This is a genomic window from Candidatus Nitrospira neuquenensis, assembly GCF_979578155.1.
Map to the genome: position 1 here is coordinate 1 of NZ_CEFZDU010000003.1, position 12,537 is coordinate 12,537.

The window sequence follows — 12,537 nt, forward strand, 5'->3', positions numbered from 1 at the left end:
CGCGCCGAGGCGGCGGTGCGGAACGTCGCGGCGTCGGCCGCGGCCGCGCAGGTCGCGGTGGAGCAACTGCCCGCCGGCCTGTCCCCGGTCCTTAAGCAGCGCCTCCAGGCGCAGCTCGCCGGGCAGGAGGTGCGGTTCAGCATCAAGCCGCCGCCGGCGGCGCCGGAGAACCCGATGGCGAAGGCGCTGTACGAGCTGGCCATGAAGCTCTCCGAGCAGGTGAACACCTCGTACGGCAAGCCGGCCGTCGTCCACAACTTCGTCGAGAGCGGCTCCGGCCGCCGGCTCTCGCTGAGCGCCCGCATCGAATCCCTGCTCGCGATCAACCTGGCCCGGATCGGCAACCTGGACGTGATCGAGAAGGGCTCGGGCACGCGCGAGGCGGGGGGCCAGCCGGGCGCGGGTCCGCAGGCCGCCATCGAGGTCTTCGGCTCCTACCAGGCGAGCCCGGACGGGGGCGTGTGGATCATCGCGAAGCTCCATCGGCTCACCGACGACCGGTCGGAGGGCGGGGACGAGGTGACCGTCCCGAGGGTCGCGCTGTCGGACGATGAGGTGCGCGAGCTGCGGCTGAAGCCGGGCTCCGCGCCCTCGCCGATCCTGGCGCCGCCGGCACCCCGGCAGAGCTACAGCGAGTGGGTCGAGGCCTTCTGGGACCTGCGCAACCCGAGCGGGTTCAAGACAGACCTGGAGCCGCTTGAGCCGCAGGTCCGCAAGGGCGAGAAGGCCTACTTCCGCTTCCGGACGACCGTCGGCTGCTACCTCACGGTGGTGAACATCGGCGCGAGCGGCGCCTGGACCGTGCTCCTGCCGAACCAGTGGCGGCCGACGCCGACGTTCATCCAGCCGGGGCAGTGGGAAATCATCCCGGGGCCCAGGGACCAGTATGACTTCACCGTGGACCCGGACAAGCCGGTCGGCACGGAGCGGGTCAAGGCCATCTGTACGACGGCGCCGGTGACGTTGATCGAGAACATGGACCTGAGCCAGGGGCTGTTCGGCCTGTCCAAGAAGGACGAGGTCCGCTTCCGCGACATCAAGCCCACAGCGAGACTGTCGCAGCCGGAGCAATGGAGCGAGGCCCACACGCAGATCCTGACGCTGGAACCCGATCAGCGGGAAACGGAAGGCCAGCGCGGCCTGCGGTCCAGGGGGGTGGATCGGGGCCGTCGCCCGTCTGACCCCGTGATGCCTGGGGCGATCACCGGCTCGGGCGCGCACGCGCCCGGCGCGTCGGATCAGCGGCCGTGACGGTCGGCCGCCGTGTGGACCGACCGAGCGGTCGCGAGGAGGGGGATGGGCCTATGGGGGCTCTGCGCGCATCGCTCAGGGGAGCATCCGCCCGATTCGGCTTCGCGCTCCTGGTCTTGTTGGACTGGCAGGGGGTGGCGGTGGACTGCCTGGCCCAGGAGAAAGGCGGCCAGGCGATGTCGCAGGAAGAGGCCGACCGTGCCAGGGCCCTCGAGCGGCAGCGGGAAATGATGGAAAGCGACCGACTGCGCAGGGACGCCTCCGAGCGCGAAGCGGAGCTGAAGGCGCGCGAAGCAGCGGAGCGAGCCCGCATTGAGGCGGAGCGTCGCCGGGAGCGCGAGCGATCTCGAGAACGACGCCCCCCTGATCCGGTCGAGACCGGTCCCGTCACGGGCACGGAGGGTGTTGTAGTACCAGGCCCCTATTGAAGTAATTCTTGCCGAAGCCCGTGCGTAGGAATTACAGGCACTGGGTACCGGCGGTCCACGGCCTTGCCCGGCCCCCATCGTGAGCGCCACAACCGATTGAATTGTAGGGTCATCATGGCATGACTGCGCGGAGAGCCCTTGGCCCGCTCCTTGCGATGGCCTGCTCTGTCGGGTCAACGACTGAGCATCTGAAGGCTTCCGGGAGGGAGCTCCAACGACGGAGGGGGCCATGGTTCACACCGCGCGTCTGTCGGCCTATGTCTTGGCGATGTCCATGCTTGCGGCGGCTCCGACGTTGGCCCAGGCAGTCGGGTCGGAGGAGGCCGTGCTGGGTCAGAAGCCGGCCGACTCGAACCCCGAGGACCGCCGGGCCCGGCCCATCGCCCGGACCGGCTCGAAGGCCGACGGCGTCACAGGGACCTTCACCGTGGAGATTCGAGATTCGGACTTGTGGCGATCCATCGGGGCGGCCGATCGGCTGCTCCTGTTCTTTGTGCCTGCGGCCGGTGTTCCGTCCCGCGGTGGCAAGGCGATCCTCTGCTCGGACCTCCGCGTCTGCGGGCGCAGGCCCTGCGATGCACGGGAAGGGGCGGGTTGCGACGCTTCCTTAGAAGGCGGGGAGCGCGGCTGAGGATTTGCTTCGGGCCCCTTCGGCGCCATCCCTCGGGTCGGTATCCTCCTCCATCGTTTCCCTAGATCGGGTTCCGTTTGCCCATACCGCGCCCCCAGCAAAATAGGGGATATCCAGTGCTCAACCTTCCTGGCCGTTTTACGAAAAATGGGGCGCAAGCACTCAATTTTTGTCGGGGGCGTCCTGTCGTGGAGGGAAGCCGTGGCGCGCATGGCAGCTCGTGTCGGCAACCGTCTCCCTGACGCCAGGAAGCCGGCCTGGAAGGAAGAGGGCCGTGCCGTCCCCTCGACGCTGCTGTTCTTGGCCTGGCCCTCCACACCCCGTCGGCCTCAAGGGCCTGCACGAGCGGCTGCGCCCTTCGGGGGGACGGTCGCGTCTCCGGCGGGCCGGGCCGCGGCACGACGGTGTGCGTCGCCCCCCTCGAAAGAAGCGGACTGGCGTTCGGCACGCCCGCTGGCGCGGTGCGTGCCCGGAGCATGGAAGGGCGGGGGAGGATCAGCGGCCGGGCGCGGCCCGGCGCGCCGCCTCGTCCCGCTGGCAGCTTTGCTCGGCGACCATCCGCTGGCCGGCGCTGGCGTCCGAGGGGATGCGGGCGAGACATGCCTGCAGGGAGTCGTCGGCGTGCCCGGCCGCGGCGGCCGACGTCGTCGCCGCGGTCCCGACGCCGACCACCGCGTTGCGGACGGCCTGGTCGCGCTTGCAGGTTTCCTCGGCGACGGCGCGCTGCCCCGCGGTGGCGTTCGAGGGGATGCGGGCGAGACAGGTCTGCAGGCTGTCGGCGGCACCGGTCGCCGCCGCGCTCCCGCCGGACACCGGGGCCTCGGAGTCGGTCGTCGCGCAGGCGGCGGTCATCAGCATGGTTCCCGCCAACAGCCCCATCAAGCCGGATCGACGGATACCCATAGGATCGTGCCCTCCTTAGGTTCTGGCCTCCGAGTACGAAACGGTCTCGGCGAGAGTAGCGCAGCCGCCGAGGGAAACGCAAGCGGTGCGACTCAGGGCGTGGCCCCGCCGGGCTTCGCCAGCAGCGCGCTCCGCGACGGAATCTGGTCCAGCAGGTCGGCCCTGGCCTGGTAGACGCCGGGGAGTCCCTGGCCCATCGCATAGACCAGCCCGCCGACCTTCGTGCCCAGGACCAGCCGCCCCTGCGCCTTGCCCTCCTTCGTCGTCGCGGTGAACTCGGCCGTGGGGGCGGTGAGGCCGTAGGGCGCGAGGGGGCCGGCCTGCTCCACTACCCGGAGTTCCGCGGGCAGCCCTGCCACCCGGCTGACGAACAGGTCGGTCTGCTGCTGGTCGAGCGGCTGGTCGGGCCGGTTCTCCAGGACCCACGTGCCGCTCTGGTTGACGAGGGTGTACTGCTCGCCACGGGTCTTCACCGCGAGCAGCGCCACCTGCTCGTACTCCACGCCCAACAGGCGCTTGTCCCTCAGGGCGAAGAGCTCCCTGGTCAGGTCCTTGATCGCCGACGGCGCGACTCGGAAGATCGGCGCCTCCGGCGTCGTCACGGCGAAGGCCTCGCCGGAGGCCGGATCGAGCTGGAAGAGCTTGACGGTCTGGTCGGCTCCGTCGTGATGCAGGGTCACCTTCACCTGGGGCTTGGTGAGCTGACGGGCCAGAGCCTCGCGGTCGGGGCCGGGGTCCACGAAGCCCAGGGCCTTGAGGTCCTCCAGCCGCTGCAGGAACGTGCGGACCTCGGTCTGGTCGGCTGGCGCCTCGATGGGGAAGCGCAACGACCACTTGTCCTTCGCGCCGTGGGTCGCCCGGTAGAGCACCAGCTCGGTCTGGGGGTAGGTCAGCCGGAGCCGCTCGACCTTGCCCTGGTCGAACCGGAGGACTTCCTTGCGTCGGAAGGTGAAGAGGCCCTTGTTGAGGAAGTCCTTCGGCGCGAGGTCCGTGAGCAGCACGCGGCCGTCCGAGCCGCGGACCGCGTAGAGGCTGGAGGTCAGGGGGCCGCTGTCGCCCAGGCTCACGGTTTCCCGGCGGTCGCCCGCCGCCACCGTCAGGACCACCGACGGCCGGTCGAGCCCGAAGGGGGCGAGCGCCGCGCCCTTCTCCCCGACGACGCGGGTCACGCGGCCGAGGACGAGGGCTCGGAGGAGGTTGCCCACTTCCCGCGCGTCCGCCTCCGCCTCGATGGGCGCGGTGATCCTCCAGGCGCGGCCTTCCCCGGCGACCAGCGACACCTCGGCGGCGGGCGACGCGACCGTCAGGCCCGTGATCTCCCCCTCCGCGAAGGGCAGGAGCCGCTGGTCCCGGACGTCGGCCTCGGTCTTGGCGCGTTCCCCCGGCAGCTCGACGAGCAGGACGTAGGCGCCGAGGCCCGCGAGGGCCAGGGCCAGCAGGATGGTCGCGAGGTACCGTCTCATGGCGTCCGCGTCGCGTGGCCGCGCGGCCGTCGGTCAGAGGCGGCGCCGGCGCCGCCAGATGACCATGCCGGCGAGGAAGGTCGCGGCGGGCAGCAGGAGCACCTGGACGTACAGCAGGATCGCTTCCTGCGCCGGGTTCGGGATGAAGGGCCGGAAGGCCGGCTCCTTCGGCGTGATCGAGATGAGGTCCCGTTCCTCCGCCAGCCAGCCGAGCGTGTGCAGGAGAAAGTCGGTGTTGCCGGGGAAGTTGATGTAGCTGTTGCTGGCGAAGGCCGAGTTGCCCACGACCACGATGGCCGGCTGCGGCTTGCCCTCCTCCGCCGGCTTCTTCGGTGTGAGCGCCGCGGCGAGGGGGAGCGGCCCCTGCACGTCCTCCTTCTCGTCGAACTGGACGACGCGCCCCTCCGGCGCGGCTTCCGCCCAGCTCCGGGGCGAGGTGCGCGCGAGGGGGACGAAGTCCCAGTCCTTGCCCCTGGCCTCGTCGAACGCGAGGTGGCGCGAGTTCGGGAACAGGACCGCGAAGTTGAAGTCCCGCGTGATCTCGTGCTCGGTGAAGGTGCGGACCATGAGCGCGGTCAGGTCGCCCAGCGCGAGGCGGTCCTGAAGGTCCACCAGCACGCCGCGGCCCGGCTCGACGCCCCACCGGCCGAGCAGGGTCTCCAGTCCGGCCTGCGAGCCGGGATCGAGCAGGACCAGGAGCCGCCCGCCGGCCTCGACGTAGGCGCCGATCCGGTCCTGCTCCTCGGCGGTGACCGGCCGCCGCGGGCCGGCCAGCACGAGGACGGCGGTGCCCTCGGGAACCGCCCGCTCCTGGAGCAGGGACAGCGTGCCCACGTCGTAGCCCTGCTTGGCGAGGGCCTCCTTGGCGACGGACAGGCCGCTGCGCTCCCGATCGCCGAGCGCCCGCTCGCCGTGGCCCTCCAGGAACAGGATCCGCTTCTTGGCGTCCTTGGAGACGCGGATCAGCGCGCTCGTCAGCTCCGCCTCGGAGGGGGCGGTCACGCGGGTGGACTGCTCGCCGCTCTCGATCACGGCCGTGTCGGCCCTGGTGATGCCGTACTGGCGGGCCAGCCCCGGCTGCCGCTCCGGGTCCACGAAGGACACCTTCACTTTCGTCGTCGCCTGCTGGTAGCTCTCCAGGAGGTCGCGATAGGCGTTGTAACCGGGACTCCGGTCCTGCGAGAACACCGTGATCGCGACGTCGCGGGGGAGCCCCCGCAGGACGCGATGCGTCTGGGGGGCGAGGGTGAAGCGCTGCGTCTCGGAGAAGTCCCAGCGGACGGAATGGCGCGCGGCCAGGAAGTTGACGATCACCAGGATCGCGATGAACAGGAGCACCATGAGGAGGCTGTTCGCGCCCAGCCTGGTGGACCGCCGGCTGGAGAACGCCTTGACCGTCTCGAAGTGGGTGACGAAGAACAGGACGAGGCAGACGAGCGCGAGCCCCTCGCAGAGCGTGACGAGCCAGAGCCGGTCCGGCGCGAGCGAATAGGCGACCGCGCCGGCGATCGCCAGCCCCGCGCCGATGACGCCGATGCCGGGAACGATGCGGCTCATTTCCACCGTTGGGATTCGACGACCCGGTGCGTCAGGAACAGCATGAGGACCAGCCCGCAGCCGTAGTACACCAGGTCCTTCGACTCCAGCAGCCCGCGCACCATCCGGTCGAAGTGCTCGATGAAGGAGAGGTAGGACAGCGCCTCCCCGAGGGGGCTGTCGCCGAGGACCGAGCCCATGCCGCCCATCAGCCAGACCAGGATCAGGATGCCGAAGCTCAGGAACGAGGCAACGATCTGGTTCTCGGTCAGGGCCGAGGCGAAGAGGCCGGTCGCGATGAACAGCGCCCCCAGGAGCGCCAGGCCGAGGTAACCGGTCAGGACGGGGTTCCAGTCGAAGCTGCTGAACAGCGACAGGGCCAGCGGGACGAGGCCGGTCAGGCCGAGCAGGCCCAGGAAGATCAGGAACAGCGCGACGAACTTGCCCGTCACGATCTCGTTGATCCCGACGGGCGAGGTCATGAGCAGCTCGAAGGTCCGGAGCTTGCGCTCCTCCGCGAAGACGCGCATGGTCAAGATCGGGACCACGAGGAGGAGCACGATCGCCATGCTGTAGAAGGTCGGCCGGAAGACGAGATCGTTCAGGTTGAGCTGCGCCGCCGCGCCCTGCATCTGCATCATGCGGATGGCCTGGTTGCCCGTGTTGACCACGGCCAGGTAGGACAGCACGCCGAAGATCAGCAGGAACACGGCGCTCACGACGTAGACGATCGGCGACACGAACGCCGTGCGCAGCTCCTTGGCGACGATGGCCTGGACCGGCGTCATGGCCGGGTGTCCTCCTCCGCGGCCGGCTCGCCCGCTCCTGCGGCGCCGCTCGCCGCCGCCTCGACGGCCTCCTCGCGCTGGGTCAGCTTCAGGAAAACGTCCTCCAGCGTCATCGCGACCAGCTTGAGCTCCAGCAGCTCCAAGCCCTGGCCGACCACGAACCGGGCCGCCTCGGGGCGCAGGTCGCGGCCCAGCTCGCATTCGAGGAGGTAGCCGCCCGGCTCGCCGGAATCGAAGACCCCGAGGACGCCGGGCAGCCCGCGCAGGCGGTCGGCGAAGCCCGGCGGCGGCGCCTTCACGGTGAGGCTCACCTTCTCCGATTGGCGGAGCCGTGCGGAGAGGCGGTCGGGCCGGTCTTCCGCGACGATCCGTCCGCCGTTGATGATGACGACCCGCTGGCAGACCGCCGTCGCCTCCGGCAGGATGTGCGTGCTCAGGATCACGGTGTGGGAGCCGGCCAGGCTCTTGATGAGCTCGCGAATCTCGATGATCTGTTTCGGGTCGAGGCCCACGGTCGGCTCGTCGAGGATCAGCACCGGCGGGTCGTGGATCAGGGCCTGCGCCAGGCCGACCCGTTGCCGGTAGCCGCGCGACAGGTTGCCGATCACCCGATGGCGCACGTCGCCGAGCGAGAGCCGCTCCAGGACCCGCGCGAGCCCGGCCGTGAGCTCCGACGCGCCCAGGCCCTTGAGCCGGCCGACGAAGGTCAGGTACTCCGTGACGGTCAGCTCCTGGTAGAGCGGGGGCGTCTCGGGAAGGTAGCCGATGCGGCGCTTGACCTCCATCGGCTGCTCGAAGCAGTCGAAGCCGGCGACACGGGCCAGGCCCTCGGAGGCCGGCATGAAGCAGGTCAGGATGCGCATCGTCGTGGTCTTGCCCGCGCCGTTGGGGCCGAGGAAGGCCAGGACTTCGCCCTTCTCCACCGAGAAGGACACACGGTCGATCGCGGTGTGGGCGCCGTAGCGCTTGGTCACCTCACGGACTTCGATCATCGGACGGATGCTCCCGGGCCGTGGCCCGCGCGAACATGACTGGACCCGCGCCGGAATCCCGCCGCGGGTCCGGGCCGATCTTACCGGCTCGTCAAGGGGGCGTCAAGGGTGTCCGGCGGCGCCGGACCCATCCTGAGAGTTATTTCGTACTGCAGGCTTGATCTGTCCCGCGATTGTGGCTATAGTGCCTGCATTCTGGAGGCGGGCGCCGGCGATCGGGAGCGATCCCGTCCGCCTCCGCAGTGAACCGGAGCTGAGCAGGCGAACTATGAAGCCCATCATCCCAATCATGTGTGCCGCGGTGATCATCCTCTGGGCGGGCGGCGCGGCAGAGGCCAAGTCGCCGGCGCGGACCGTCACCGGCGAGGTCGTGGCCGTCAACCTGACGGACAGCCCCCAGGTGATCGTCGTCTCGACGAAGGTCGGTAAGAAGCAGGAGGAGATGATCGTCGGGGCGGCGGTCGAGTCCGGCGCCCAGATCACCCGCGGGAAGGACCGCGTCGCCTTGAGTGACATCAAGGTCGGCCAGAAGGTCGAGCTCACCTACGTCAAGAGCGACAAAGGCCTGACGGCTCAGTCCATCCGACTGAAGTAACCAGAAGCCAGCAAAGGAGCCTCCATGCGTGCATTCGTCGGCGGGAATCTGTCCGGTCTGGGTGCTCTCTGTGTCGTGGCGCTGCTCGTGTCGGGCTGCGCGGGACGGAGCGTGACGTCTTCGGCGCAGGACCTGGCGCTGGAGGTGCCGCCGCCTCCTCCGCCTCCCCCTCCGGTCATGGAGCCGGCGCCCCCGGCGCCGGAGTCGCCCAAGGTGGAAGCGCCGGCCGAGCAGCCGGTGGCCCGGGAAACGGAGCAGCCGCCGGCCGCCGAGCCACAGGCGCCGCCGCCGCCCGCGCCGGAGCCGCCGCGCGAGCAGGCGGCGGAGACCACCGTGCCGCCCAAGCCGGTCGAGGAGGCCAGGGTGACCGAGCCGGAAGTGGCGCCGCCCCCGCCGCCGGCCGCCGAGCCCCCGGCGCCGCCGCCCGCGCCGGTGGCCGCGGTGACGCCGCCCCCGGCGCCGCCGGCGTTGTCGGACGTCTTCTTCGACTTCGACAAATTCGTCATCCGGGATGACGCGAAGCCGACCCTCGAGCGGAACGCCTCCGTCCTGAAGGGCCGGGAGGGGTGGAAGCTCCTGATCGAAGGCCATTGCGACGAGCGCGGGACCTCGGCTTATAACCTCGTGCTCGGCGAGCGGCGCGCGCAAGCGACCCGGGACTACCTCGCCAGCCTGGGCCTCCCGGCGTCGCAGATCACGGTCACCAGTTTCGGCAAGGAGAAACCGTTCTGCACGGAGCACAGTCACGCCTGCTGGCAGGAGAATCGGCGGGCCCATTTCGTGACGGAGAAGTAATCGGCGGTCCGGCTGCCGGGCCGCTCGTGCCGTAAGGAGGCGCTCGTGAAAGATCGCAGATTGCTGTTGGGGTGCGTGGCCCTCATGGCCGTGGCCGGCTGCGGCGAGCCGGTGATCAAGTTGACGATCAAGCCGACGGAGGCCGCCGCGACGGGGGCCGCCCAGAAAACGGACTTGCACGTCGTCGTGACGGGCGTCGAGGATGCCCGGCCCTCCAAGGACCGTCTCGGGCTCCGCCATCACCTGTGGGGGAGCGAAACGCCCTTCGACGTGGAGGGCGGCAAGGCCGGCGACGCGGTGGCCGGAGCGGTCGTGGACTACCTGAAGGCCAGAAACTGGCGCGCCCAGCTCGCCAAGGGGGGCGGCGCCGGCACGCCGGGGGACGTGACCGTTTCCGGGAAATTGCTGAACCTCGCCGTCGACGCCGACAGCAAGTTCGGCCGGACGGTGATCACGGTCAGGGCGAAGATGGTCGTGCAGGCGCAGAACGCGGCGGACGGCAGCGTCGTCCGGATGACGCTCAACGGCGCCGGCGAGGATACGGTCGTCTGGTTCGACCCCGAAGATGCGGAGGACCTCGTCAACACGGTCCTGACCGAGAGCTTCCAGAAGTTTCTCGCCAACACGAAGGTCGAAAACGGCCTCCTGCGCCTGAAGTAGCGCTCCGACGATCCGGTGCGGATGAAGCGAGCGCCCGGGCTCTCACGGCCCGGGCGCTCCTGCTTTCGGCGTTGCGCGGCCGGATCGTGCGCAACCGCGGGCCGTTCATCGGATAGGGACAGCGTCGTCCCCGCTGGGCCGCGGTGCCCATGGCGGAGGATCGGAAGGCCCAGGGGACGGCCTGCGACCAGTGGGCCGATGAAAACGGCACGGGCCCGTGATAGAGTGCCGCCGCGCCTGCACAACCGGCGTACCACCGTCCACCACGATCGAGGGGAATCAGCGTGACGAAGGCGGCCGCGAGCGGCATCCTCTCCCTGCTCCTATCCCTGTCCCTGGCCGCCGCCGCGGCGCAGCCGGCCTGGGAGGAGTTTCCCGGCCGGGACCAGTCGTCCGCCGATGGGTTCGAGGCGGACGTCGAGCACCTGGCGCAGATCGAGCGCCAGCTCGGACCGGACCACCCCCAGGTGGCGCTGCTCCTGGCCAGGCTGGCCCGCGCCTATGAGCAGACCGATCCCCGGAGGGCCGAGGAGCATTACCGGCGCGCGATCGCGATCTTGAGCGAGGCCGAGGCGAAGCGCCATTCCCAGTACAACCAGGCCGGCCTGGTCGGCGTCCGGAAACTCTACGCCGGGCTCCTCCGCGGGCAGGGCCGCACGTGGGAAGCCGTGACCGAGGAAAGCCGGGCGGAGGCCGACCAGCAGGAGTTGGACTGGGCGCTGAGCAGCGACCGCGGCACGAACGTCCTGGACCTCCAGGCCGACGGCCGCAAGCGCTCACGCCGGGCTCGGTAGCGAGCCTTCCCGCTATCGTTCCCGCCGCCGATTCCGTTCCCGCCGCATCGTCCTCCCGGATCCCGGACCCGGTCGGGTCATCTCAACCCTGGATCGGGGTCTCTGCCTATGGTACAGTCTGGCCAGCGACTCCCGGCCTGCGTACGGGATTGTTCGTGGAGGAGGGCTTCATGCGGCGATGGGGGCTGGTGCTGGCCGGACTCGGGTTCGTGGCGGCCTTGGGGGCCTGTGCGACGGCGGAGCACGCGGCGGTGGTGGAGTCGCGGGAGCAGCAGGCGGGCAAGGGGCCGCTCGGTCCGCTCAAGGAGGAGCGCGTCGAGGAGCCGGTCGTGACGCTGCCCGCCGCGCCGCCGCAGGAAGCCGCGTCCGCCCAGGAAGCCGCGGCGCCGCCGGCCCCCCCGCCGGCCGTGGTGGAGCCGCCCTCGCCCTTCATGTTCGACATCCTCTTCGACTTCGACCGGTACGCCCTGCGCGAGGACGCCCGCGACCTCGTGGAGGTCAACGCCTCGCGCTTGAAGGGGCGGGACGGATGGGAGTTGTTGCTGGAGGGACGGGGCGACGAGCGCGGAACGGCCGATTACAACCTTGTCCTGGGCGAGCGGCGGGCCCAAGCCGTGAAGGGCTACCTGGAGACGCTCGGGCTCGAGGCGCGCGCGCTCAAGGTCATCAGCTACGGCAAGGACCGCCCGCTGTGCACGGCGCACAGCGAGGCCTGCTGGGAGAAGAACCGGAGCGTGCATTTTTCCGTGACGATCCAGGAGGACCGATTCTACCGACAGATTCCCTAGCCCTCCGCACACCGGCGGCCGAACGCCGTTCGGTCGGCCTCCACACCGTATCCCCGCAAGAAGATTTCCGTCCGGCGGGGGTTGACAGGCCCCCCCGGCTTTGGTAGATTCCGCCCGCCTCGATCGTATCCCGTGCCGTTTGTTCCGGCTCGCATCGCGGTTTCGCCCATCCGGCCTCATCCTCGGTTCATCCCCCGTGTTCGCCGTGTGCGGCGTGGGTATCGGCCTGAGAACGATCGGAGGTGTGCGTGGAGACACGAAGACAGCGACCCGGGCCGTGGGCCCTGGCTGTGCTGGGAGGCCTGCTCCTGTCGGCCTGCACGGTCCTGCCGAAGGGCTCGGTGGACATGGACCTGGGCACCAAGCAGCGGGGGATCGCCTCCTGGTACGGCGAGGACTTTCACGGGTGGCTCACGGCCAACGGCGAGCCCTACGATATGCACGAGATGACCGGGGCGCACCGGACCCTGCCCTTCGGGACGGTCGTCCGGGTGACCAACGTGGAGAACGGGCGGAGCGCGCTCGTCCGGATCAACGACCGCGGGCCGTACGTCAACGGGCGCATCATCGACCTTTCCTACGCGGCCGGGCGGACGCTGGAGCTGCTGGGGGCGGGCGTCGCGGCGGTCCAGCTCGAGGTGGTCGGGCAACCCGGCGCGCCGTTCCTGGACGGCCCGATGGCCGTGACGGTCCGTGTGGCCTCGACCCCGGTGCGCCAGGGCGACGAGCGGCGCGGGCCGGCGCGCGAGCCCGGCGAAGTCAAGCGCGAGCGCGGCCTGCCCTTCCAGCCCGGAGACCTGTACCGCGCGCGGCGGTCGCGCCGCGTCGCCGACATCCTCGCCGCGGGCAACCGCCTCTCCGACCCGCCCGAAAGGGCCCTGTTCTGACCGATCATTTCCCCGCAGGCCGCACG

Annotated in this window: 14 protein-coding genes; 9 read left to right on the forward strand and 5 right to left on the reverse strand. The window is 70.4% G+C overall.

The genetic code is table 11. The features are described from left to right. The 3 genes from AC1U7O_RS01200 to AC1U7O_RS01210 all read left to right on the forward strand — a co-directional run. A partial coding sequence (locus tag AC1U7O_RS01200; RefSeq protein WP_479892725.1) for a DUF4384 domain-containing protein occupies positions 1 to 1,251 on the forward strand: 1,251 nt, incomplete at its 5' end. A gap of 53 nt (positions 1,252 to 1,304) precedes the next feature. Continuing rightward, the gene (locus AC1U7O_RS01205) at positions 1,305 to 1,679 is read left to right on the forward strand and encodes a hypothetical protein (RefSeq protein ID WP_479892726.1); all 375 of its coding nucleotides are present in this window, start codon (positions 1,305 to 1,307) and stop codon (positions 1,677 to 1,679) included. A 229-nt stretch (positions 1,680 to 1,908) separates the two neighbouring features. Then, complete coding sequence (locus tag AC1U7O_RS01210) at positions 1,909 to 2,310, forward strand: hypothetical protein (RefSeq protein WP_479892727.1); 402 nt, start codon at positions 1,909 to 1,911, stop codon at positions 2,308 to 2,310. A gap of 495 nt (positions 2,311 to 2,805) precedes the next feature. Here the strand turns inward: AC1U7O_RS01210 and AC1U7O_RS01215 are convergent, their stop codons facing one another. The 5 genes from AC1U7O_RS01215 to AC1U7O_RS01235 all read right to left on the reverse strand — a co-directional run bounded on the left by AC1U7O_RS01215 (position 2,806) and on the right by AC1U7O_RS01235 (position 7,992). Next, positions 2,806 to 3,213, reverse strand: a complete 408-nt coding sequence (locus AC1U7O_RS01215; protein ID WP_479892728.1) for a hypothetical protein — start codon at positions 3,211 to 3,213, stop codon at positions 2,806 to 2,808. Positions 3,214 to 3,305: 92 nt separating this feature from the next. Continuing rightward, positions 3,306 to 4,676 carry a DUF4340 domain-containing protein gene (locus AC1U7O_RS01220; RefSeq protein WP_479892729.1) on the reverse strand — a complete coding sequence of 457 codons (1,371 nt, stop codon included), beginning with the start codon at positions 4,674 to 4,676 and terminating at the stop codon, positions 3,306 to 3,308. A 33-nt stretch (positions 4,677 to 4,709) separates the two neighbouring features. Next, positions 4,710 to 6,233 (reverse strand): GldG family protein, encoded by a 1,524-nt coding sequence (locus tag AC1U7O_RS01225; protein WP_479892730.1) that lies wholly within the window; start codon positions 6,231 to 6,233, stop codon positions 4,710 to 4,712. Beyond that, a complete protein-coding gene (locus AC1U7O_RS01230) occupies positions 6,230 to 7,000 on the reverse strand; it encodes an ABC transporter permease (RefSeq protein WP_479892731.1) in 771 nt (256 codons plus the stop codon). The genes AC1U7O_RS01225 and AC1U7O_RS01230 overlap by 4 nt, the downstream gene beginning before the upstream one ends. Then, entirely contained in the window at positions 6,997 to 7,992 is a 996-nt protein-coding gene (locus AC1U7O_RS01235; RefSeq protein ID WP_479892732.1) for an ABC transporter ATP-binding protein, read from the reverse strand. Before AC1U7O_RS01235 ends, AC1U7O_RS01230 begins: the two co-directional genes overlap by 4 nt. Positions 7,993 to 8,260: 268 nt before the next feature. Between AC1U7O_RS01235 and AC1U7O_RS01240 the strand changes: the two genes are divergently transcribed. The 6 genes from AC1U7O_RS01240 to AC1U7O_RS01265 all read left to right on the forward strand — a co-directional run bounded on the left by AC1U7O_RS01240 (position 8,261) and on the right by AC1U7O_RS01265 (position 12,511). Beyond that, positions 8,261 to 8,587: a hypothetical protein gene (locus AC1U7O_RS01240; protein WP_479892733.1), complete on the forward strand. Its 327-nt coding sequence runs from the start codon at positions 8,261 to 8,263 to the stop codon at positions 8,585 to 8,587. 24 nt (positions 8,588 to 8,611) lie between these two features. Further along, positions 8,612 to 9,382 carry an OmpA family protein gene (locus AC1U7O_RS01245; protein ID WP_479892734.1) on the forward strand — a complete coding sequence of 257 codons (771 nt, stop codon included), beginning with the start codon at positions 8,612 to 8,614 and terminating at the stop codon, positions 9,380 to 9,382. A 45-nt stretch (positions 9,383 to 9,427) separates the two neighbouring features. Continuing rightward, positions 9,428 to 10,042 carry a hypothetical protein gene (locus AC1U7O_RS01250; RefSeq protein WP_479892735.1) on the forward strand — a complete coding sequence of 205 codons (615 nt, stop codon included), beginning with the start codon at positions 9,428 to 9,430 and terminating at the stop codon, positions 10,040 to 10,042. A gap of 284 nt (positions 10,043 to 10,326) precedes the next feature. Further along, positions 10,327 to 10,836 carry a tetratricopeptide repeat protein gene (locus AC1U7O_RS01255; RefSeq protein ID WP_479892736.1) on the forward strand — a complete coding sequence of 170 codons (510 nt, stop codon included), beginning with the start codon at positions 10,327 to 10,329 and terminating at the stop codon, positions 10,834 to 10,836. Positions 10,837 to 11,006: 170 nt separating this feature from the next. Then, positions 11,007 to 11,624 (forward strand): OmpA family protein, encoded by a 618-nt coding sequence (locus tag AC1U7O_RS01260; protein ID WP_479892737.1) that lies wholly within the window; start codon positions 11,007 to 11,009, stop codon positions 11,622 to 11,624. A 248-nt stretch (positions 11,625 to 11,872) separates the two neighbouring features. Next, the gene (locus tag AC1U7O_RS01265; RefSeq protein WP_479892738.1) at positions 11,873 to 12,511 is read left to right on the forward strand and encodes a septal ring lytic transglycosylase RlpA family protein; all 639 of its coding nucleotides are present in this window, start codon (positions 11,873 to 11,875) and stop codon (positions 12,509 to 12,511) included. Positions 12,512 to 12,537: the final 26 nt, after the last annotated feature.